This window comes from Lentibacillus cibarius, from assembly GCF_005887555.1.
Taxonomy (GTDB): domain Bacteria; phylum Bacillota; class Bacilli; order Bacillales; family Amphibacillaceae; genus Lentibacillus; species Lentibacillus cibarius.
Genome location: NZ_VCIA01000001.1, coordinates 1,142,029 through 1,164,914, shown reverse-complemented (window position 1 = coordinate 1,164,914; position 22,886 = coordinate 1,142,029). Strand labels below are relative to the sequence as shown.

The window sequence follows — 22,886 nt, the reverse complement described above, 5'->3', positions numbered from 1 at the left end:
ACGCTAGGAATTGGTTGACCTAAGTATCTGGGGACAATGTCCTGGTATACATGATCGACGACATACCGTCTGAAGCCGGGAAAGGAAGTGGGGGGGTGCCTGTACAAATGGAACAACGATTGTGAAGGGGTTGGACATCATTGACATCCCTGCCGATCCTTTAAAAATAGCTTAACAGTATGCTGATCATCGTTTATAATAAAGGGGATGTTAAATTTTTAAAAATTTCAGGCAGTTAAACGTTGGCCAATAAAATGATGGAAAAGCATATTGCGTTTGCAGATGAAGGATAAAGATTTATACCATGGCACCCATGGATGTCCCCCCTGAAGGATCCGAGCATCAAACAGGTAGTGCTGGAAATCTGAGCAAAACAATGAAGCATAGGGTGAGTAGGCCGTTTGTATAGGAGCTTTTTTTCGTAGTCAGTCAGCCGCGCGTGCAGGAACAGGGGATTGATCATAGGACGGACGAAAGGAGGGGAAATCGGATGAAGAAAAAGTTACTGATTGCAGCCTCGAGTGTCATCGTCGTGTTGCTGGTCGGCCTGTTGTTTGTGGGTAATTATTTTTACGGCAAAGGAATTAAGCGTGGCACGGATATAGAGCTTCACCGGGAGTCGACTGAGGTCAATGCATCGGCAAGTGTAGCGGATCGGCAGTCTTTGGCTGAGAATAAGGCGTGGTATGATAATCAAGAAAAACAAACCTTGTCCCTAACGTCGTTTGATGATTTGACATTGCAAGCCAAGTACATAAAAAATGAAGCGGATAGTCAAAAGACTGTTATTCTAGCACATGGTTTCCGAAAAACGGGAGATGACATGGGGAAAATGGCGAAATTCTATTATGACAAGGGATTTTCCGTTTTATTGCCGGATGCACGCGGGCACGGTGCGAGTGAAGGCGACTATATCGGGTATGGCTGGCATGACCGGCTGGACTATATCGATTGGGTTGATCGAATGATTGACGAATGCCGAGCGGAGGAAATTATTTTGCACGGTAGTTCGATGGGAGCGACGACGGTTTTGATGGCAAGCGGAGAGAAGCTGCCTCGTGAGGTGAAAGGCATCGTTGCCGCCAGTGGCTACAGCACTGTGAAAGCTGAGCTGGCGCACCAATTGAAATATTTGTACCATTTGCCGTCTTTTCCGTTATTGGACGTAACCAGCATGATTACGAAAGTGCGTGCTGGCTATATGCTAGGTGAGGCCTCTGCAGTGGAACAAGTGAAGCAAAACACGCTTCCGTTAATGATCATTCACGGTGGAAGCGATGAATTGGTTCCAACCGATATGGCTGAGGAAATATATGATGCTGCCGGCGGAGACAAATCGATATGGATTGTGCCTGATGCTGGGCATACGAAAGCATTTGACATAAAGACAAAAACATATGAGAAACGTGTAGGAGCGTTTGTGGACCAGGTACTGATTCAGTAGTGCCTGGTTTTTTTGTGAAACGTCAACTCGAGCGACACGCCCCCCAACTCGAGCGACGCACACCCCAACTCGAGCGACACGCCCCCCAACTCGAGCGACGCACACCCCAACTCGAGCGACACGCCCTTCGAACTCGAGCGACACGCCCTCAAACTCGAGCGACACGCCTGAACATGACCCTGTCAAATAGACAGCATAAAAAACGTGCAGAATTATGCTGTTTTTAACCGATATTCGACTGGACTCATTTCCAGTTTGTTTTGTAGTCGATTATTGTTAAAATAGTGCATATAGGCGTCTATTGCGTTTTTAATGTCAACCAAAGTTTCCATCTTGTAGAAACAAGGTGCTTCTGTCTTGAAATGGCTGAAGAAATTTTCAACGCAAGCATTGTCCCAACAATTACCTCTACGGGACATGGATTGGGTGATGCCCATTTCCTTCAGACGCAGCTTATATCCGGGATTTGTGAACTGGATGCCCTGATCGCTATGCAGGATGGCACCTTTCTCAAATCCCCTTTTTTGTAATTTATTTAAGGCTTCATAGACCAGTTCAGTTGATTGATTGGTATCCATGGAATACGCTACGATTTCACTATTAAATAAATCCTTTATGGCGCATACATAAAGCCAGGGATGATGGCTTCCTTTAACCGGAACATATGTGATATCCACACCCATTTTAATGCCGGGCCTTAAAGCTTTAAAATCACGATCCAGAACATTCGGTATGTTCCCATAAGGCTGACGCCCGCCTTTTTTACGTTTTCTCCGGATTTGGCAACGTAAACCATATTTTTTCATCACGCGTGAGATACACTTTTCATTAACAATCATGTGATAGGAACGTTTAAATTCCTTTTTGATACGCTCACGTCCAAATGTTCCACCATGTTTTCGATAAATCTCTAAGATCTTCTGGTAAAGCTCCTCGTCTTTCTTGTCCTGTTCATAGCTTTCCTTACGGGATTTCCATCTGTAATAGCCAGAACGAGAAACAGAAGTAACGCCAACTAGTTTCGCTATTGGATACACGCCCTCATATTCTCGTATAAATTCAAATTCAGCCTGTTTACGCCTCACCTCCTTTGGAGATCCAATAACTTTTTTAAATACTTCACCTCTAATTTCAGAGACTCATTCTCTTCTTCAAGAGAACGCTCCCGGCCACGATGATGATCTTTCGTTTTGGCACCACGATGGTCTTTTAAGGCTTCATAACCTCCCTTCAGAACTTGATCACGCCATTCATAAATGCGGTTACGATGCGTTAGGTCATATTCCTTTACCAATCGGCTGGAGGGGTACCCCTCCATAAACTTCTTAACAACATCCACCTTATCGTCATATGAATACTTTTTCAGTTTCTTCCCCATAAATCATCGCCTCCCCATAATCAAATTAACATATATGGTTGCACGATTTTAACGTTGTCTACTTTATGGGTACAATATCAGCCCCGCAACTCGAGCGACACGCCCTCGAACTCGAGCGACACGCCCCCAACTCGAGCGACATGCCCTCAAACTCGAGCGACACGCCCCGCAACTCGAGCGACACGCCCTCCAACTCGAGCGACACGCCCTCTTCCAATCCGAAGATTTTCGCCCTTCAGCCGAAAATCAACCATTCTAAAACCACCGCACCCCGCCAGAACCCCCCTGGCCCAATGAACCTGTCCCCGCGGTGCAGACCCTGGCCCAATGTACCTGTCCCCGCGGTGCAAGAGCGCCAGCCCGTCCCACTCGAGCGACACGCGCCGCATCCCGCTTTTCGACATACTTTCGTCACTAAACTGTCCTAACTTTGTAACGAATCAACGGCTAGATGATGGCATTTGTAATGTATACTGAAGTTGAAATAGACCTTTACTACTGATGTTGTAGGATAATGACTAATAAATTAAATGAGGAGGGAACTGGATGGATGCATTGATGATTGCCAGGCTGCAATTTGCATCAACGACTATCTTTCATTACTTTTTTGTACCTGTTTCAATTGGCTTGGCTTTTACGATTGCGATCATGCAGACGTTGTATGTTATTAAGAAAAAAGACGTCTACCGGAAGATGACCAAGTTTTGGGCAGCGCTGTTTCTGATTAACTTTGCTGTCGGCGTGGTGACGGGAATTTTACAGGAGTTTCAGTTTGGGATGAACTGGTCGACCTATTCGCGCTTTGTCGGGGATGTGTTTGGTCCGTCTCTTGCTATTGAGGGGCTCTTGGCGTTCTTTTTGGAGTCAACGTTTATTGCAGTGTGGGTGTTTGGATGGAATCGCTTGCCGAAAAAGGTGCACTTGGCGTCAATCTGGCTTGTATGGATTGGGTCGGTCGCTTCGGCGTTTTGGATTTTATCGGCGAATTCGTTTATGCAGAATCCGGTTGGCTTTGAGTTTGCTGGGGACAGGGCGCAGATGGATAACTTCCTGGCGATTTTGTCGAACCCACATTTATGGGCTCAGTTCCCGCACGTCTTGGTAACATCACTTGTGACTGGTGCGTTTCTTGTTGCGGGGATTAGTGCGTGGAAGCTATTGCGTAAACATGATGTGGAGATGTTCAAACGTTCGTTTCGGGTGTCGATTATTATTGGAGCATCGGCTGCTTTTGTCATGCTATTTACTGGCCACTGGCAGGCGCAATATCTGGTAGAATCACAGCCGATGAAAATGGCGGCTGCTGAAGCGTTGTGGGAAACGAGTGACGATCCTGCGCCATTCAATGTATATGCCTCGATTAATGCTGAAGAGAAGAAAAATGATTATGAGCTGCAAATTCCGTACTTGCTCAGTTTTCTGTCGTTTAATAAATTCAGTGGGTCGTTGGACGGATTGAATCAGCTGCAGGCGGAATATGAAGATAAATATGGACCGGGTGATTACATTCCAGCGGTTAAACCGTTGTTCTGGGTGTTCCGGATTATGACAGGTGTTGGTGGATTACTGCTGTTACTCGGGCTTTACGGTGGGTATGTGTCACGTAAAAAGCAGGTGCCGAAGCGGAATCTATTTTTAAAATTCATACCGTGGGCTATGGCTCTGCCGTTTATTGCCAATACGGCTGGTTGGCTACTGACGGAACTCGGACGTCAACCGTGGGTGGTTTTTGGCATCATGAAAACAGAGGATGCAGTCTCGCCGTCTGTTTCAGCGGGTGAGATGTTATTCTCGTTAATTATGTTTACGGTTCTGTACAGTTTATTGGCTATCGTGACGATTTATTTGTTCGCACGACATATTAAAAAACCAGAGTTTCATGAAGAGGAACAGGAAACCACCAGCGATCTATTAGAAACAGGTGAAGGGGGTTCGGGTCATGTCACTAGCTGAATTCTGGTATTTGCTGATTGCTATATTATTTGTCGGCTTCTTCGTGTTGGAAGGATTTGACTTTGGGGTCGGTATGGTGGCTCGTTTTCTCGGTAAGAATGATACTGAGAAGCGGGTGTATATTAATACGATTGGCCCGTTCTGGGATGCGAATGAAGTTTGGTTGATTACGGCGGGTGGTGCGATGTTTGCAGCATTTCCACACTGGTATGCGACGATGTTCAGCGGCTTTTACATCCCGCTTGTATTTATGCTTTTAGCGTTGATTATACGAGGGGTGTCATTTGAGTTCCGCGGAAAAGTAGACGATCCGAAATGGCGCAATACGTGGGACTGGACATTGACCATTGGAAGCTTTTTGCCGCCAATTTTATGGGGCGTTGTCCTTGCCAACTTTATGACCGGTATGCCGATTGGTGAAGACAAGGAAATGGTTGGCGGATTTCTGCAGTTCCTACACCCATTTGCATTGCTTGGCGGTGTGATGATGCTAGCGTTATTCCTTGTGCACGGGCTACAGTTTATTTCCATTCGTACGACAGGAGAACTGAATGAACGGGCGAAAAGGCTTAACGATAGGGTGAGTCCTGCTGCGCTTATTTTGCTTCTTTCGTTTGTGATTGCTGGATATTTTATAACGGATGTATTTACGTATCACGGGCAAACGTTTATTATTCTGCCACTCTTAGGTGTTGTAGCTTTGTATTGGGGCATGTCGCGGGATACAGGAGAGCGGGCGAGTTTTGCGCTGACAACGTTGTCGATTATTTTGCTGACCGGGAGCATTTTTCTCGGGATCTTCCCGCGAGTTATGATTAGTTCCATTTCGGAAGCTTATAGCCTAACGGTTGACAACGCCTCCTCTGGTGCGTATACACTTAAACTAATGAGTTATTTCTCGCTTGCCCTATTGCCGTTCGTGCTAGGGTATCAAGCATGGAGTTATTATATATTCAGAAAGCGGATAAAAAAAGAGGATGAGTTGGAATATTAATGGCACAAATTCGTGATCGCGGACTGCCCCGTTATGCGGGGTCCGGTTCGCTATATGGGTTCTTAACCGTATTAATTATTATTGAAGTGGCTGCGATTACAGCCCAGGCTTACTTTCTAGCCCGGGCTGTAACCAGTCTTTTTCAAGGGACGCCTATAGGGGAAGTCTTGTCTTCTATAGGCTACTTTTTTGCGGCGTTTATGATTCGTTATGCCGTCACCCATCTCCAAAGCATGCTGGCGGAGCGTTTTGCTGCTCGAACGGCGCGCATGCTCCGGAATAAGCTGATGCAAGCTTATTTTCGCTCCGGCTTTGTAATCCGAAAAAAGGGGACTGGCCACCTCGTGACGCTTGCCATGGACGGGGTAGACAAGGTTAAAGCTTACGCGGAAATTATCGGTATTCGCATGATTAAAACCATGGTTATTCCGGTGGTGATTGCCGGATTTATCTGGACGCTTGATGTAACTTCTGCACTTATTCTAATTGCAACGGTGCCGGTTGTCATTATGTTTATGATTCTGCTTGGCAAAACGGCACAAGCAAAGGCGGATAAACAATATGATACGTATAAGCGGCTCTCCAACCATTTTATTGATTCGTTAAAAGGTTTGGAGACACTTGTATTTCTAGGGCAAAGCAAGAAACATGCCCAGCGGATCAACAAGGTGAACACAGATTACCGGAAAGCAACCATGAGTACGCTGAAGGTTGCTTTTCTGTCCTCGTTTGCGCTGGATTTTTTCACAAGCATTTCGATTGCGTTTGTTGCTGTCGGACTTGGACTGCGGTTGATTGATGGAACGGTCGCTTTGTTTCCGGCGCTGACCATTTTAATCCTTGCTCCGGAATACTTTTCCCCGATAAAACAGGTGGGAAAAGATTACCACGCCACATTGGACGGCCAGGTAGCGATGGGAGAAATTAACGAATTGCTCCGGGATGATGAGCATTCGGCTGCGTCTTCTGATGTGGGAGCGATGGCCAAGGCGGATAGCACTGCTTGGTCTCTGTCGTTTACTGATGTGACGGTGGCGTTGGACGGCAAAACATTGTTGGATCAAGTATCGCTGGATATACCTGAAGGCTGGGTCGGCGTCATTGGTTCGAGCGGGGCAGGTAAGTCGAGTCTGATTCACGTGCTGGCAGGCAGGCTTGCTCCGACATCCGGGACCATCCGCATTGGTCAGGAAGAAGTCCGTTCGCTGGATCACCGGGACTGGTTTGACCGAATTGCCTATATTCCGCAGCAACCGTACATTTTTCCGCTGTCACTTGCCGATAATATACGGTTTTATGCACCCGATGCTACCGATAAACAAGTGGAAAAAGTAATTGCTCAAATCAGCCTCGATGACTTGGTCAACAGCTTGCCGAACGGAATACACGAGCGCATTGGTGAAGGTGGCCGCGCACTTAGCGGAGGACAGGCACAGCGTGTGGCGATTGCACGCGCGCTTCTATCGGAAAAACCGGTGATTCTGCTGGATGAACCGACCGCGCATCTTGATATTGAAACCGAGTATGAGATCAAGCAGGTGATGCGTGAGCTGTTCCGGGATAAGCAGGTCATTCTTGCAACACACCGGCTGCACTGGATGGCTGTCATGGATCATATTTATATGCTTGATCACGGCAGCATCGCAGCAAGCGGGACGCATGAGGCGCTCGTTCGCGGTGACAACGCGTATGCGACATTTGTAAAGGGGAGGAGAGGAGAGATGATATGAAGGAATGGATTACACCATACATCATCCATTATAAAGGACGAATTGGCTTAAATGTGCTGTTTGCCGTATTGGGAATAGCCTCAGGTGCCATGCTGCTGTTCGTCTCGGGCTATTTAATTTCCAAAACGTCTCTCCAACCGGAAAATATCATGCTCGTATATGTACCGATTGTTGCTGTTCGCGCCTTCAGTATTTCCCAGGCGGTTTTTCCTTATTTAGAAAAACTTGTCGGCCACAATGTCGTCTTGCGGATACTCTCGCAATACCGGGATAAGTTGTACGATATCATTGAGCCACAAGCACTCGCGCTTTCCAGTCGCTACCAGACAGGTGACATACTGGGAGTGGTTGCTGATGATATTGAAAAACTGCAGGATTTGTATATCCGCACGGTGTTTCCGGCCATTACAAGCATCATCGTCTACACCATTATCGTAGTCGTTTTTGGCGTGTTCGACTTGGCCTTTATGCTGCTAGCCCTGGCGTTACTGGGGATTATTGTCTTTCTTGTTCCATTGTTTTCCTATTTTATTTTAAAACGCCACCATGTACGGATTAAACAGAAACGGGAAACGCTGTATCAACACATGACCGATGCCTTGTTCGGGCAACTTGACTGGCTGCTAAGCGGACGGACAGAGCAGTTGTTCAGCCATATGCATAAGGATAACGTTGATTTAATCGACCGGCAAGACCGGGTGCACCGCTGGCATCATGTGCGTGACGTAGTATTGCGTTTCGTCTCCGGTATCATCATTATCGCAACGATGGTGTGGGTGGATAGCCAGGTGAATGATGGAACCATGTCCGCCACGGTAATTGCCGCTTTTGTTCTAATGATGTTTTCCGTGACGGATGCGCTCCTCCCGGCGAGTGATGCGGCAGAGGAGGTTCCGGCGTATATGGATTCTGTCAGGCGGATGAGTAAGCTGCAAGATGTCGAGCTAAATGAGCAGGATGCAAGCGGTGAGGAACGTATGAGCGATCACCCGGTCATTCACTTGGACCAGGTGCGTTATCGTTATCATTCGGATGATACGGACGTGCTTCAAGGTGTTAACGCGACGATTGAACCCGGCCAAAAGATCGCCTTGCTTGGTAAGAGCGGATCCGGCAAATCGACGTTACTTAAATTGTTAGCTGGTGTAATGCGACCCGATTCCGGTCGGGTGCTGCTTGACCAGGCGGAGATGCGATCCAGCTACCTGTCCAAAGCCGTTTCCGTTTTGAATCAACAGCCGCACTTATTCAACACGACGATTGCCGGCAATATTCGTATCGCCCGCCCCGACGCGACAGATGAGGAGATTATTGACGTCCTGCATCGGGCCCAGCTGATGGATATGATTGAAACATTGCCACATGGCATCCATACCCAAATGGAAGAAATGGGTGAACGCTTTTCGGGCGGGGAAAAGCACCGCATCGCCTTCGCACGGATTTTAATGCAAGATGCGCCCATCATGTTGCTGGATGAACCAACAACCGGACTTGACCCGCTCACCGAACACAAGCTGCTCTCCACCATGCTGGAAGCCGCAAGTGATAAAACCGTCGTTCTCGTCACCCACCACTTGGCAGGTGCGGAAATGATGGATAACATCCTCTTCCTGGAACAAGGCCAAATAAAATTGTCAGGCAGCCACGATGCACTGCTTGAATCGAGCAACTATTATCGAGCATTGTACGCAATGGACCGTGGTATGTAATAACGTGCGGCCCAACTCGAGCGACAGCGGGATCGACTCGAGCGAGAGCGGAGTCAACTCGAGCGAGAGCGGGGTCGACTGAAGCGAGAGCGGAGTCAACTCGAGCGACAGCGGCCCGCACTCGAGCGACGCGCACCGCAACTCGGGCGACAGCGCGGTTAACTCGAGCGACGCGCCCCCGAACTCGAGCGACAGGTACACCTCAACTCGGGTAGTCTACCATCACAATAGACGATTTTCGGCGGCCGAAAATCAGCATTTAACGACCCGGTCCGCTTCATGTTGCGTGCCATACTTTTGTTTTAATAAACGTGACCAGTAGCGAAAGGAAAATTCCGACCATAAGCCCAGCGAATATGTCCACCATTAATGTGGCGAAAAAGGTGGCAAGCATCAGAAACGCGGAGCCGGGGTCATTTTGTATATAATAACGTAAACCGTTTATATCAATCAGATTGGAGACGGCAAATATGATGATAGCTGCGAGTGCTGTTTTGGGTAAAAAGTATAAAAATGGCGTTAAATATAGCAGCGTGATTAATACAAACACCACCGTTGTAAAGGAAGAAATGTTACTTTTGCCACCCGCTTGATGATTAACCGCTGTTCGTGAAATCGCCCCAGCTACCGGAATCGCACCGGTAATGGAACTGGTTATATTGGCTAGTCCCAACCCAAACAATTCCTGCTCCGGATTTAGCCGTTCCCCGTCGTTTGCGGCCAAGGTCTTGCCAATAGCATAGGATTCCGCGAATGAAATAAAAGCGATCATGAACGCACTCGGTAACAGCGAAAACAGTGTGGAAATTGTCGGAATCTCTAGTGACAAAGCGGGCAATTTTTGCGGAATGTCCCCGATCACTTCGACACCGCCCTGGTCGAGATGAAAATAACCAACTATCAAGCTTGACGCAACAATCACCATAAGGGGCCCAAGGGATGACCGGAATACTCTCTTCACTACCATCAAAAAGACTAAACTCCCAGCCCCAATAATAACAGTCCATGAATGGCTATCTGACAAATGATGTATGACTTCCAAGACATAATCGAAAACATTACGATACGGGGCCATGGTTATCCCCATCAGTGATTTAATCTGTGTAAGCCCAATAATAATAGCAGCTGCCGAAGTAAATCCGCTGATAACGGCGGGAGAAATAGATTCAAAAAAAGTACCAAACTTGATGATGCTAAGGAGTATCTGCATCCCCCCGACAATAAGCGTTAATAGTGTAATAGCCGTCAAAAAATGCTCGGACCCATGTTGTGCTACCGTAGAGACACCGGAAAATGCTAATAAAGAGGCGATGGAGACTGGACCAACACTTAAATATCTCGAACCGCCGAATAGTGCATAAATCGCGAGGGGAAAGATTGCAGCGACCAAGCCATAGACCACTGGCACCCCAGCAATGACAGCATATGCCATGCTTTGCGGGATTAATAAAAAAGCAACAATCATCCCGGAAGCTAGATCATTTGGCAAATTGGAAAGTGGATAATGGACAAGCTGCCGCAACCCGGGCAGTAATTTAAGCATTTTTAAGCCTCCAACCCTTGAATACTAGTATACTTGTACTTTTATTCAAGGGTTGGAGGAATTATGTTGTAGGTATGGCTGATTCACCATTCTTGATAGAAACACGCACCCCAACTCGAGCGACACGCCCCCGACCTCGAGCGACGCGCACCTCACTATTCGTCCAATTTTAATATGATGATATCTTCTTTTACCTTAACAGAATCTTTTGATGGCCAAGTGTTCATCTGTTTGACCAGGTTACTTTCTTTGAGTTTTTTCAACTTTGGTGCATCCACAGTCTCTAACACCTTACCCATTTGATTCTCCAGCATAAAAGTATAATGGTATGGTTGGAATAAAATGACCTCCCTCATTGCACCAGTCATTTTCGGAATGTTTTCAGGGATGGTTTTGGATCCTAGTTCCGTATCTACCGAGGTTCTGCCAATTACAGCTAGTTTTGATGCATGCGTATACCCATCTGTTTGTTCCATTCGATCAAGCATTCGATTCACCATAGCATAAGATTTTTCATACTTTAGTGACATATTAAAATACGATATGTTACTAATGAGGGAGAAATTAAAGATAATCAAACATGAAACTACTACTGTTCCCCAAGAATACCAATTCACGACAGGTGATAGTCCATCTAAACGATTATACAGAACGATAGGTAGTATATAAATCAATACTACTGCCATTACCATCAACATATGATAAACAACGCCAGGAGATACGAAATAGAGAACAAACGAAAATATTGGTAGTAAAACGATGCTCAAAACAATGAAAAGCATCCTAACGGGTGATAGGTACACTTTGTTAAGGACAACCGTTATGGCAACACCAGCTAGAATAAGTAAGATAAGAAGTAAATTCAGAACCTCAAAGAAATTTATTGGAAAGTCCGTAACGAATCCTCTAAAGAAAAACTCCATTGTTTTATCTTTGATTAAAAGGATTTGTTCAATAATATTCTTTTTCTGATTACCAATCTGGTCAAGCCCTTGGTATTTTGTAATTTCACCGCCCATCCATGTCTGATAGCCTTTAAATGTAATGGCATACATACTCATTCCAAGTACAGTCATTCCGATTTGCAGCATGAGTGAATACAGTATAGACTTAAGTTGCTTATGATTGGAAATGAGCTCTTGAATAAACCAAACGGTTACAACGGTAAGCACTATAGTGACATTCGCTTGGTATATCCCGACACTAAGATAAAGGATAAACGCAGCTGGGAAAAGGCCATACCTATATTTCTTTGTAAGGAAAACTGCAAACACAGACAACAGAAATCCGAACATATAACCGTCTGCTGTAAACATATATGAAAAGGTGGAAGCAATCGTTGGAAAAGTTACCACAAGCCCCGCAGTTAGTATAATTGCAGGGGTTTTTCTTAACTTAAAAAACTCAGTAAGCAGAATCGATGTAAGTGCAAGGTAGAAAATCGACAATGTGCCATTAACCCAAGGCAAGTCAAAGAATGAACTTATTCCACTGAATGGCCCGAGAAAAAATCTTCCTAAAGCATACTTTTTCTGAGAACTGTAAATATTAACCAAACCATCATGGTTGGGAAGCATATTGGTAAGTACAAACATGTGTGTTAGGAAACCTATAATAACCGTACTAAAAAAGGCTATTTTCCATTCTCTTTTTATTCCTGCTTTGATTTTACTAAATATTTCTTCCGGCATTGATATACTCCTTATTTTCTTTTTCCATTATTAAGCACTTCAGTATTTTGTGATATTGATTCAAATCCCTAATTATATGATGGCGTAAAATAACGGGGACAATTTAAAATAACCTTATTCAATTTGCTAACGGTTTCTCTCTTTTTCCCCGTTATATTCATCAATAAAATAAAGTGGGCGCTTTTTTGTTTCATTAAAAACCCTTCCAAGATATTCACCAATGATTCCCATCGAAAGTAATTGAATTCCACCCATAAAAAGAATGACTGTCATCAAGGACGGGTATCCCATTACTGATTCACCAAAAATAAGTGTCTTTCCGATAATCCATATCATATAAATAAATGCAAAACCAGAGACTAGCAAACCAAATAATGAGGAGATTCGCAGTGGAGTAGTTGTGAAGGAAGTAATCCCTTCAATGGCCAAGTCAAAAAGTCTCCTGTAGTTCCATTTTGTCTTACCTGCCATCCTCGGATCTCTGTCAAAGGGAATTTCTTTCTTGTTATAACCAATCCAGCTAAACATACCTTTTGTATATCTTTGGGCCTCGCGCATTTGCTTAAGTGCTTCAACACATCTTCTATCCAGTAGACGAAAGTCCCCGGTATCTTCTTGAATAGGTATTCTACTCAACTTTTTCAGTAGTTTATAATAAGCTGAAGAGGTACAAATCTTCAACCAAGACTCACCTTCACGTGATTTCCTTTTGGCAAAAATATCATCATAACCTTCTTCCCAATATCTAATCATTTCGGAAATTAACTCTGGTGGATCCTGAAGGTCTGCGTCAATAATAATAACCGCATCCCCTCTTGCATAGTCCAAACCAGCTATCATGGCAGTTTCCTTACCAAAATTTCTTGATAACTCCAAGTAAGAGATCCGGTTATCCGATTCTCGAAGTTCCTTAATAATTTTTATTGATTGATCAGTGCTACCGTCATTAATAAAAAATAGTTCAAATAGATATCCGGGATTTTGGTTAATCACGGGAATGAGGCGACCATATAAATGATGTAACACATCTTCTTCATTACAGGTTGGTATCAAGATTGTAATAGTTTTCATGCTAGTCCTCCGAATACTGATTTATGCACATAACTTGTTTGAACGCCATGCACAGCTTATTCGATATTTCGATAGTCATAGTATAGTAATAATGTAACATCTTATATATGTTCACGAAAATAGATTGAATAAGTGGTAAGTCTAGTTAACTTTAGACTTGTGCAGCAAGTGGACGGGAAAAGAGAGGTAGAAAAAAGTTGGGTAAACAGTACCTCTAGTATCTGAAAAAGATTATAACAGCAATCTCAAGAATCGGAATAGTATAATATACCAAGGGGTGTAGAGATAAAACGCCTTTCGTCTTTTTTTGTGTGACGCATACCCCAACTCGAGCGACACGCACCCAAACTTGAGCGACACGCACCAACTCGAGCGACAGACCGCCCCGTACCCGAATTACCGTCCATACCCAAAAGAGGATTTTCGGCAGCCGCCGAAAATCTTCCGTTCCTTAGCCAAACTCTCCATTTTTGCACATTTTAGACAGATGAAATTTTTTAAATTTGTCGAAACGCCTGCTGTGCAAGGGATTGAGGTTGTTTCATTACAGATGTCACCTTGACAGACTTTTTTGTCTTTATTATTGTAATTTATATGAACACGTTCTCTAAAAAAACATGTTCATCATATGAATCTGAGATTTGGTTCATAGGAGACATGGGACTGTAAGGAGGAAACTGACTTCATTCAATTTTGAAATTGATGTTCAAGTTACTGTTTAACAGATGCTACATTAACATTGTCATATTTTGATTTATGTCGTCTAAACGAGTGTCATATTGTTATATCTCATATTCGCTAAAGGGGGATTCATTTGATTGAACTTAAAAATATTGAGAAGGTTTATGAAGATGGTTTTCAAGCATTAAAGAACATTGATTTAGCCTTTGAAGATGGAAAAATCAACGTATTGATAGGCCCGAGTGGGTGCGGGAAGACAACAACAATGAAACTTCTTAATAGACTTGTGGATTATACAGGTGGAGAGATATTGCTCGACGGTACGAATATAAAGGATGTTAATCCGATTGAATTACGTCGGCATATGGGCTTCGTCATTCAAAACATAGGACTTTTCCCGCATATGACGATTTACAATAATGTGGCTGCAGTACCAAAATTACTTAAATGGCCGAAAGAAACAATTAAGGATCGAGTCATCGAATTGCTGGAACTCGTTAACCTTGATCCCCAGACTTACATGAATCGCTACCCATCCGAACTCAGTGGCGGTCAGCAGCAGCGTATAGGCGTTATTCGTGCCCTTGCTGCAGAGCCATCCATTATTTTGATGGACGAGCCATTCAGTGCATTGGACCCAATCAGTCGAGAACAATTGCAGGATGAATTGCTCCGCCTCCAAACTGAAATTAATAAAACCATTATATTTGTTACCCATGATATGGATGAGGCGCTTAAAATAGCCGATCAAATTATCTTGATGAAAGATGGCCAAATCGTTCAAAAAGGTTCGCCAAAGGAGATTATCGCTAATCCAGCAGACGACTTTGTGAAAGATTTTATCGGCGAAAAGCGGTTGGCCGCGGAACAAAAATTGCCTTCTTTAGATACGTTTATATCGGAATCATTTGTTTCCATTCAGAAAGATAGTTCGACTGCTGAAGCAATTGAACAAATGACTGCCCACAAAGTTACTGATATCCCTGTTGAAACAAAAGAAGGTATTTATTACGGTTCTATCAATCTATATCATGCTTTAGCTAATAAGGATAAACAATTGTCTGATCTAATCGATTCGGACACCTATACAGTCGAAAACGGGATGGAAACTGAGCAAGTTGTCAAACAATTAAATGGTGTCTATACGACAACACCGGTTATTGCCACGGACGGTCAGCTAGTGGGAATGCTTGACCCGTATAAGTTGCTCCATGAATGGCATGTTATGTCTGAGACTGAACGTGGTGATCAATAAGTGACACTTTTTCAGGAATATATTACTTATTGGAGCGAAGATTATTCGTCCATTCTGTCGTATATGTATGAGCATATGATTATTGCATTTACGGTTATTGCACTATCCGTCTTATTTACGGTGCCGCTAGCTGTTTTTATGACGAAAGTGAAAAACGAACCAGTCAAAACGGTTATTTTTAACATTGCAAATGTTTTCCAAACAATACCGACGATTGCTTTATTGGCAATTGTAATTCCACTACTTGGTATCGGTTTTGTTCCGGCAGTTGTTGCTTTGTTCTTGTATTCGTTATTGCCGCTGCTTCGAAACACTTATGCTGGTATGAACTCGGTTGACCCGGAAATAATCGAGGCTGCCAAAGGAATGGGATTTGGGACATTTCAGCGTTTATTTAAAGTTGAATTACCGGTTGCACTGCCTTATGTTATGTCTGGTATCCGGGTTACATCGGTGTACATTATCAGCTGGACAACCCTGGCGGCATTAATCGGCGCTGGTGGTTTGGGCGACCTCGTTTTGGCGGGTATCGGCTATAATGATACATTTATGATTTTTACGGGGACATTTTTAGCGATTATAATAGCGGTTTTACTTGATATTGTACTAGGTAAGATTGAAAAGGTATTTGCTTATTCTTAAAAATATGTAAAGGGGAGAATGATGATGACATTCAGAAAACTATTTCTCGTTGGATTTGTATTGTTGCTGACCATTGTAGCCGGCTGTGGTGATAAAACTTCGGCTGATGGTGGCCAAGTGTTCACAGCAGGTTCTGCCAAAAATACTGATTCGAAAATTAATGTACGACTTTTGAAGCTTCTAGTTGAAGATAGAACGGATCATGAAGTTGACATTGTTGAAGATTTACCGGCGAGTCCGCAGATCTTTGCCGGATTTGAACGTGACGAGTTTGACTTTGCCAGCTTGTTTTCAGGTGAAGTGTACAATAACTACTTTGATGATGTGGAATATTCGACTGATCCAGATAAAACACTGAAGCAAGCTCAGAAGTTCTTTGGTGAGGAATATGACATCAAATGGTATGACCCATTAGGTTATGTTAATAATTACAGCATTGCAGCGAAACGTAAATTTTTACAGAAAAATGATGTGAATACGTTAGTCGAACTAGGCGAATACGCCGATTCCTTGACGCTTGGAACAGACAACGCTTGGATCGAACGTGACAACGATGGCTACAAAGGCTTCAAAAAAACATACGGCTATGAGTTTGACGATGCACGCGGAATGGATGTTGCACTTATGTACGAAGGAATCGACAACGGGGAATTGGATGTTGTTACCGTTTATACCGTTGATCCGCAATTAAAAGAATATGATCTGAAGGTATTGGAAGATACCAAGAATTTCTTCCCTCCTTATGAAGCATCTCTTGTAGCAGCGAATGACGTTATCAATGAGTATGATGAAATCGGTGATGTCTTCAGTCACTTGTTGATGTGGTTAGCACAGAAGAAATGACGAATCTAATTTATCAAGTGGATATTGAAAAACGTGAAATAAAGGAAGTTGCTAAAGAATTTCTACAGGAGAAAGGTATGCTTGATTAAAAGGGGAAGGTGATGCTGATGACTTTTATTACTGACTTGGTCACGTATATGACTGAGAATTACAATGAATTATTGGCACTAACAATTGAACACATTCTGATGGTCGTTTATGGTATTGGACTTTCCCTCGTTGTCGGTGTTCCACTCGGCATACTGGCAGCTCGGTTTGAAAAATTGGCTCCAATTATCATATCGATTACGAATGTTTTGCAGTTGATACCAAGTCTTGCCATGCTGGCGATTCTGATGCTTTATCTCGGATTTGGGTTCAAAACCATCGTCATTGGTCTATTTCTCTATTCTCTTTTACCAATCGTTAAAAATACGTATGTTGGCATTAGGGAAGTGGATGATAGCATTATTGAATCCGGTGTAGGTATTGGCATGACGCCGTTGCAGCTACTGGCTAAGATTCAATTCCCTTTATCCATTCCTTACTTGATGGCAGGATTGCGTCTGGCAGCAGTGATCGCGATTTCTGTAGCAACCATTGGTCCTTATATTGGAGCCGGTGGACTTGGAAAGGAGATTGTTTCGGGGATTAGTTTGCAATCCGACGTCAAAATTTATGCTGGGGCAATACCGGCTACACTCATAGCAATTATTGCTGATTTAGCACTAGGTACAGTTGAACGCAAGACGAAAAAGCGTCTGGCTTAAGTATGACTAGTTTGTATGTTGCCACAAAGTCTGTGTTATGTAAAAGCGAGGATGGGAGGGAAAGTTGATGATGGCCAATGAAAGAAAGAGGATTCAGACTGCCCGAATGTGGCGATATTTCTTGGATGCGGCATCAGAATTAATTGAAGAAAAGGGCCTGAACAATATTAGGATAAGAGAAATTGCTGATCGAGCTGGATATACAAGTTCAACTGCTTATAATTATTTTCGGGATCTGTCCCATTTAAAATTTTTTGCAGCGATGCGTTATACCACTTCTTATGTACATGATTTGCCAAATTATATGGAAAAAGGCAATAACACCGTAGAAAAATGGTTGTACGCTTGGGAATGTTTTTGTCGTCATTCGTTTCATTTTCCAGAAGTCTATTATCTTTTATACATTGAAAATCTTGGAGTAATTCCGGAAGAAATGATGCAGATGTATTATGAGGTTTATGAAAATGAGCTGATTGACTTATCCGACGAGGTACAATCCATTATTGCGCATCACGATATTGCAAAAAGAAGCTCGTTATTTATTCATAAAACAATTGACGAGGAATTTATTAAAGAGCCAGATCTTGAATACATCGCTGACTTAACGATGCTTATTTGGACAGGCATGATGATGAATTTGCTTAATCTCAGGAAAAATTTCACAAAGAAGAAGCAGCCAAGAGAACGATGTATTTTATTAGGAAAAGTATTATCGATATTGTCGTTCCGGAAAAACAACATTTAATTACGTACGAATACGGACGTGGTTAAACAACGCTCAGACCAGAAATAGTTGAACAATTCCCATCTTTCTACTGATAACCGATGGAAGCATTTGCAGTACATTAGGAGGAGCTGAAACAACAATGGTATTTAATATAGCAGATTCTGACCACCGAACAACGAAGACAGAATTTCCACGAGAAATTAAAAAATTGGATCATGTATGGATTCCATTATCCGACGGCAGCCGCCTTGCTGCAACGATTTGGCTGCCCGTTGATGCGGAGACTCATCCGGTTCCGGCTATTTTGGAATATTTGCCTTACCGCAAAGATGATTTTACCGCGATACGCGATTCCGCCCGGCATCCTTATTTCGCCGGCCATGGCTATGCCAGCATTCGGGTGGATATCCGGGGGACCGGCAATTCGGATGGTTATTTACCGGATGAATATTTAAAACAAGAACATGACGATGCCCTGGAGGTATTCGACTGGATCGGCCAGCAATCATGGGCCACTGGAGATGTCGGCATGATTGGTAAATCTTGGGGCGGGTTTAACGGCTTGCAGATTGCCGCTCGTCAGCATCCGGCGTTAAAAGCAATCATCTCCCTTTGTTCCACTGACGACCGTTATGCGGATGATGTGCATTACCGCGGTGGCAATATACTGGCATCAGATATGCTGTGGTGGGCGTCTACGATGTTCGCTTACAGTGCAAGACCGCAAGATCCGGAAGTTGTCGGCGATAGTTGGAAGGATAATTGGCTGGAGCGTTTAAACACAACGCCATATGTTCATGAATGGATGCGTCACCAGACGAGAGATGACTATTGGAAGCATGGGTCTATTAATGAGGACTATTCCAAGGTGGATATACCAGTCTTTACCGTGAGTGGCTGGCAAGACGGGTATACAGATAGGGTGTTCCGTCTATTGGAAAATCTACCTTATTCTAAAGGGCTGATTGGACCATGGGCACATGAGTTTCCTGAGGTAGCCATTCCTGAGCCAACTATTGGATTTTTACAGGAATGTCTGCGCTGGTGGGATCAATGGCTTAAGGGCATCGATACAGGCGTGAAAGATGATCCAAAATTAATATCATGGATTCAAAATAGTGAATTGCCGCAAGTGACTTACGATGAACGGCCAGGGAAATGGGTTGTCGATGAGAGCTGGCCATCCGCACAAGTAGCAAGAAGTCATTATTGGCTGAACGCAGAAGGTAAACTGCAACAGAACCCGTCAGATGAGCAAACAGTTGTTGTGCCAAGTGTCCAGGAACATGGGATGTATGCAGGCGTTTATTGTCCGTTTGGGGAGCCTGGGGATTTACCTGCAGATCAACGTCTAGAAAATGGTAAAACGGTTGTATTTACAACGGATCCATTGGAAGAAGGTGTGGATTTACTTGGTGAACCGACCTTCCATATGAAATTCACGTCTGATCAGCCAAATGCACTTGTTGCTGTCAAACTTTGTGATAAAGCTCCGACCGGCGAGTTGACGTTAATTAGCTGGGGCATGCTCAATTTAAATCATCTGCAGTCCCATGAGCACCCAGAAGCACTCGAGCCCGGAAAAGTTTATGAGGCAACGGTTAAGTTGGATGCCCTAGGCCAGAACATTCCGGCTGGACACAGCTTGGAACTTTCTCTCGCACCAACGTATTGGCCACAAGCATGGCCGTCGCCTGAACCGGTAACATTGCATGTGCTAACCGGTGAAGAAACCACATTAGCCTTACCGATACGTACGCCGCGACCGGAGGCAGATGCTAGCATTTCATTTGAAAATCCGGAAACGGCCCAAGTAATCGACAAGGAAATTTTACGAGCCGAACAACGAACACGTAATGTTGTTCACGACACGGTTACGGATACATGGCAATTGCAGGACTACTCGGATGAAGGGGAACGCCGATTGCTGATGAACGGCATCAGGCATGGCAGCAAAAATAAAAATACGTTCACGATTAAGTCCGGTGATCCATTATCGGCTAATGTTCGATGTGAATGGGAATTGACTGTTGGCCGTGAGGATTGGGATACCAAGCTGCTCACCGACAGTACTATGTCTAGTGATGCTACATCGTTTTATTTGACTAATACCATGATTGCGTTGCTCAATGGCGAGGAAATTTTCCGTAAAACATGGGAAGAAACGATTCCGCGTAATTACCAATAACAGATGTGAAAAAGGGAAACATGGTTGCGGTATTATTCAACTTCTATAGATGTTACCCTATAACAATCGAATCTCAATAGGAAAAAGTGTCATATGTGTTTTTATGACACTTTTTCTGTTTAAGAAAATGAAACGTACCAGTGCAAAAACCACTCTAACCGCACATAGATCCATAGGTAGTGCACTCAATCATTGGCTTTAAAATATCAATCACAACTTGCTTAGTGATTTAATTTATTAAAAAATTTATAATAAAAACTCATTTAACTATTGACCAATTCATCAAGACCGTGTAAATTATGTGTTACTACATTTAAATAAGTGAACTTCTTATCCAGAGAGGTGGAGGGACTGGCCCTTTGAAACCTCGGCAGCGGGCTCTTTTGAGTACTGTGCCAAATCCAGCAGACAAAGGTCTGAAAGATAAGTTGAGGCACCGGAACTGTACTGTCCTCTTCTTATAATCGGAAGGGGGCTTTTTTATTTCGTTTTTTAATTTTTAATCTGGAATGCTTTAACTAATCTAGAAAATTGATTTGTTTAAAAGGAGATGATTGCAATGACATCCTATGGTGTATGGATTATTATCTTAACGGTTGGTTATACCGTTGCTTTGATTATTGCCGGCCAAATCGCTAAGCGGCGTTTGACCAATCAGGATAGCTATTTTGTTGGTAGTCGGAATTTCAATAAATGGATTGTAGCTTTTTGCATAACGGGATTATTTTCCGGTTCCACCTATATTTCTATTTTAGAGTTATCGTATTTAAGCGGTATATCGGCTGTATGGTATGGGGTTGCTGAAATGATGCAGATTTTTATCATTGCGTTTTTGATCATTCGTCCATTTCGGAAAAAAATGTTAGTTACCGTTTCCGGACTTATTGGTGATACATACGGGCGACTGGTTAAAGGAGTTGCAGGGTCAATTACGGCGTTTGCATTTCCGATGTGGTCAGTTGCCACGGCAATTGCGTTTGCTTCGGCCCTGCACGTGTTCACAGGTATTTCACTTTCTCTATCGATTGCGTTTACTGCAATTTTGCTGTTCATCTATCTGCAAGCGGGAGGAATGTGGTCGCTTGCTTTTACGCAGTCCATGAATATGATTTTATTTGTAATGATGGTCGTCATTGGGGTGATTGCTTTTTTCATTCATCCGGGGATAGACGGTTTAATTGCGTTTGCTGACGAACAACCGGCCATGTTTACCTTTGACAACGTTGGATTGCAGGTGATTGTTGCCTGGTTTGGCACCTTCTTGGTCAACGTTATCCTTGCTCAGGCTGCATTCCAGATGGCACTTTCATCTCGGACACCGGAAGAAGGGCAAAAAGGACTGATTATTGCTGGGTTTATGGCTGTCCCCTTCATCGTTGGGGGTGTGTTATTCGGTATTTCGGCTAGTGTCATCGTTCCCCGGGCACAAACGGGATTGATTGCCATTCCTCAGTATTTAATGGAAGTGCTCCCCGCACCGCTTGTTGGCTTATTTTTTCTAGGTGTATGGGCGTGTGCACTGGGATGGGGAGGTCCTTGTCAGTTCTCTGGGGCAACCAGCCTTGGCCGTGATGTGAGCCGTTCAATAAAACCTGCTGTAACCGAAAATCAGCAGATCGCCTATACCAAAATTTCATTGCTATTTTTAACGGTGTTGATGATTGTGTTTGGCTTACTGCGCACGGAACAATCTGCGTGGTGGAATGTATTGGCTTGGACGATACGAAATAGTGCAACGTTCGCACCGGTTATTGCAGCACTATTCTGGCCTGTCGTTACGAAGCGTGCAGTTGCCGTTTCGCTATTCACGGGTTTTGCAAGTGGTTTAGTATGGTATTACCTTGGTGATTGGCATCCAAGTGCCTTTTTCTTGCAAATTCACCCCGTCTGGATTGGGAGTTCGATTAATATCGTTAGTATTATCGTGGTTACCTTGATGGACGGTCAGGCAAACTGGTTTATGCAAAAAACAGATTGCTTGGCTTATATTGGATTAATAGGAGGGGGTGTGTGTTGTTTTGTCAATATAATTTATTTTTCTCCGCTTTATCGAAACGGTTTGTTTGGTTTGTTTATGTTTGCGGCAATCTTGTTCTTTTATATCGCTACCATCCGCTTTTTCCGGCCGGAAGAAGAAAAGCAGCAGATTAGGGGAAAAGTAGCTAATTTAGCAAGAAGCTAGTGTAAGCGCATTTGGAAAGGAATAATCTTAGTACGAATACGGCTGTAGTTACGCAAAGCCCCTTACTTACAAAGAACCCGCTCCCCATTAATTGGGAAGCGGGTTC

17 protein-coding genes and 1 riboswitch are annotated in these 22,886 nt (G+C 43.7%); of the genes, 12 read left to right on the top strand and 5 right to left on the bottom strand.

Annotation, left to right across the window (positions count from 1 at the left end):
* The first annotated feature begins 490 nt into the window (after positions 1-490).
* Positions 491-1,444 (top strand): alpha/beta hydrolase, encoded by a 954-nt coding sequence (locus tag FFL34_RS05605; protein ID WP_138602251.1) that lies wholly within the window; start codon positions 491-493, stop codon positions 1,442-1,444.
* A 212-nt stretch (positions 1,445-1,656) separates the two neighbouring features.
* On the opposite strand, the gene FFL34_RS05600 is transcribed toward FFL34_RS05605, so the two are convergent.
* Entirely contained in the window at positions 1,657-2,529 is an 873-nt protein-coding gene (locus FFL34_RS05600; RefSeq protein WP_171046284.1) for an IS3 family transposase, read from the bottom strand.
* Positions 2,526-2,822, bottom strand: a complete 297-nt coding sequence (locus FFL34_RS05595) for a hypothetical protein (RefSeq protein ID WP_138602247.1) — start codon at positions 2,820-2,822, stop codon at positions 2,526-2,528. Before FFL34_RS05595 ends, FFL34_RS05600 begins: the two co-directional genes overlap by 4 nt.
* 546 nt (positions 2,823-3,368) lie before the next feature.
* Here FFL34_RS05595 and FFL34_RS05590 point away from each other — a divergent pair.
* Genes FFL34_RS05590 through cydC form a run of 4 tightly spaced genes read left to right on the top strand, consistent with a single transcriptional unit; the run spans position 3,369 to position 9,208 of the window.
* Positions 3,369-4,775 (top strand): cytochrome ubiquinol oxidase subunit I, encoded by a 1,407-nt coding sequence (locus FFL34_RS05590; protein WP_138602245.1) that lies wholly within the window; start codon positions 3,369-3,371, stop codon positions 4,773-4,775.
* Positions 4,762-5,769, top strand: a complete 1,008-nt coding sequence (gene cydB, locus FFL34_RS05585) for a cytochrome d ubiquinol oxidase subunit II (protein WP_138602243.1) — start codon at positions 4,762-4,764, stop codon at positions 5,767-5,769. Before FFL34_RS05590 ends, cydB begins: the two co-directional genes overlap by 14 nt.
* The gene (gene cydD / locus FFL34_RS05580; protein ID WP_138602241.1) at positions 5,769-7,499 is read left to right on the top strand and encodes a thiol reductant ABC exporter subunit CydD; all 1,731 of its coding nucleotides are present in this window, start codon (positions 5,769-5,771) and stop codon (positions 7,497-7,499) included. Before cydB ends, cydD begins: the two co-directional genes overlap by 1 nt.
* On the top strand, positions 7,496-9,208 hold the full coding sequence (gene cydC, locus FFL34_RS05575; RefSeq protein WP_138602238.1) for a thiol reductant ABC exporter subunit CydC: 1,713 nt from the start codon (positions 7,496-7,498) through the stop codon (positions 9,206-9,208). Before cydD ends, cydC begins: the two co-directional genes overlap by 4 nt.
* Positions 9,209-9,485: 277 nt before the next feature.
* On the opposite strand, the gene FFL34_RS05570 is transcribed toward cydC, so the two are convergent.
* The 3 genes from FFL34_RS05570 to FFL34_RS05560 all read right to left on the bottom strand — a co-directional run bounded on the left by FFL34_RS05570 (position 9,486) and on the right by FFL34_RS05560 (position 13,513).
* Positions 9,486-10,751: a SulP family inorganic anion transporter gene (locus FFL34_RS05570; protein ID WP_138602236.1), complete on the bottom strand. Its 1,266-nt coding sequence runs from the start codon at positions 10,749-10,751 to the stop codon at positions 9,486-9,488.
* 155 nt (positions 10,752-10,906) lie between these two features.
* Positions 10,907-12,442, bottom strand: a complete 1,536-nt coding sequence (locus FFL34_RS05565) for a glucosyltransferase domain-containing protein (protein WP_138602234.1) — start codon at positions 12,440-12,442, stop codon at positions 10,907-10,909.
* A gap of 126 nt (positions 12,443-12,568) precedes the next feature.
* Positions 12,569-13,513, bottom strand: coding sequence for a glycosyltransferase family 2 protein (locus tag FFL34_RS05560; protein WP_138602232.1), 945 nt, complete (start codon positions 13,511-13,513; stop codon positions 12,569-12,571).
* Between the two features lie 814 nt (positions 13,514-14,327).
* Here FFL34_RS05560 and FFL34_RS05555 point away from each other — a divergent pair.
* The 7 genes from FFL34_RS05555 to FFL34_RS05525 all read left to right on the top strand — a co-directional run bounded on the left by FFL34_RS05555 (position 14,328) and on the right by FFL34_RS05525 (position 22,780).
* Entirely contained in the window at positions 14,328-15,449 is a 1,122-nt protein-coding gene (locus FFL34_RS05555) for a betaine/proline/choline family ABC transporter ATP-binding protein (RefSeq protein ID WP_138602231.1), read from the top strand.
* On the top strand, positions 15,450-16,091 hold the full coding sequence (locus tag FFL34_RS05550) for an ABC transporter permease (protein ID WP_138602229.1): 642 nt from the start codon (positions 15,450-15,452) through the stop codon (positions 16,089-16,091). It begins immediately after the preceding gene.
* A gap of 21 nt (positions 16,092-16,112) precedes the next feature.
* Positions 16,113-16,934 carry a glycine betaine ABC transporter substrate-binding protein gene (locus FFL34_RS05545; RefSeq protein ID WP_234031435.1) on the top strand — a complete coding sequence of 274 codons (822 nt, stop codon included), beginning with the start codon at positions 16,113-16,115 and terminating at the stop codon, positions 16,932-16,934.
* Between the two features lie 107 nt (positions 16,935-17,041).
* A complete protein-coding gene (locus FFL34_RS05540) occupies positions 17,042-17,683 on the top strand; it encodes an ABC transporter permease (protein ID WP_138602227.1) in 642 nt (213 codons plus the stop codon).
* A 67-nt stretch (positions 17,684-17,750) separates the two neighbouring features.
* Entirely contained in the window at positions 17,751-18,428 is a 678-nt protein-coding gene (locus FFL34_RS05535) for a TetR/AcrR family transcriptional regulator (protein WP_234031434.1), read from the top strand.
* A 121-nt stretch (positions 18,429-18,549) separates the two neighbouring features.
* Complete coding sequence (locus tag FFL34_RS05530) at positions 18,550-20,598, top strand: CocE/NonD family hydrolase (protein WP_138602225.1); 2,049 nt, start codon at positions 18,550-18,552, stop codon at positions 20,596-20,598.
* Between the two features lie 327 nt (positions 20,599-20,925).
* A riboswitch (SAM riboswitch) is annotated at positions 20,926-21,028 on the top strand.
* Between the two features lie 129 nt (positions 21,029-21,157).
* Positions 21,158-22,780, top strand: a complete 1,623-nt coding sequence (locus FFL34_RS05525; RefSeq protein WP_138602223.1) for a sodium:solute symporter family protein — start codon at positions 21,158-21,160, stop codon at positions 22,778-22,780.
* Positions 22,781-22,886 lie beyond the last annotated feature (106 nt).

Excerpts from the sequence above, each read along its gene's own strand:
- FFL34_RS05525 (WP_138602223.1), top strand. The coding sequence starts at position 21,158 with ATGACATCCTATGGTGTATGGATTATTATCTTAACGGTTGGTTATACC.
- FFL34_RS05540 (WP_138602227.1), top strand. The coding sequence starts at position 17,042 with ATGACTTTTATTACTGACTTGGTCACGTATATGACTGAGAATTACAAT.
- FFL34_RS05565 (WP_138602234.1), bottom strand. The coding sequence starts at position 12,442 with ATGCCGGAAGAAATATTTAGTAAAATCAAAGCAGGAATAAAAAGAGAA.
- FFL34_RS05535 (WP_234031434.1), top strand. The coding sequence starts at position 17,751 with ATGATGGCCAATGAAAGAAAGAGGATTCAGACTGCCCGAATGTGGCGA.
- cydB (WP_138602243.1), top strand. The coding sequence starts at position 4,762 with ATGTCACTAGCTGAATTCTGGTATTTGCTGATTGCTATATTATTTGTC.
- FFL34_RS05605 (WP_138602251.1), top strand. The coding sequence starts at position 491 with ATGAAGAAAAAGTTACTGATTGCAGCCTCGAGTGTCATCGTCGTGTTG.
- cydD (WP_138602241.1), top strand. The coding sequence starts at position 5,769 with ATGGCACAAATTCGTGATCGCGGACTGCCCCGTTATGCGGGGTCCGGT.
- FFL34_RS05570 (WP_138602236.1), bottom strand. The coding sequence starts at position 10,751 with ATGCTTAAATTACTGCCCGGGTTGCGGCAGCTTGTCCATTATCCACTT.
- FFL34_RS05595 (WP_138602247.1), bottom strand. The coding sequence starts at position 2,822 with ATGGGGAAGAAACTGAAAAAGTATTCATATGACGATAAGGTGGATGTT.
- FFL34_RS05560 (WP_138602232.1), bottom strand. The coding sequence starts at position 13,513 with ATGAAAACTATTACAATCTTGATACCAACCTGTAATGAAGAAGATGTG.
- FFL34_RS05530 (WP_138602225.1), top strand. The coding sequence starts at position 18,550 with ATGGTATTTAATATAGCAGATTCTGACCACCGAACAACGAAGACAGAA.
- cydC (WP_138602238.1), top strand. The coding sequence starts at position 7,496 with ATGAAGGAATGGATTACACCATACATCATCCATTATAAAGGACGAATT.
- FFL34_RS05545 (WP_234031435.1), top strand. The coding sequence starts at position 16,113 with ATGATGACATTCAGAAAACTATTTCTCGTTGGATTTGTATTGTTGCTG.
- FFL34_RS05590 (WP_138602245.1), top strand. The coding sequence starts at position 3,369 with ATGGATGCATTGATGATTGCCAGGCTGCAATTTGCATCAACGACTATC.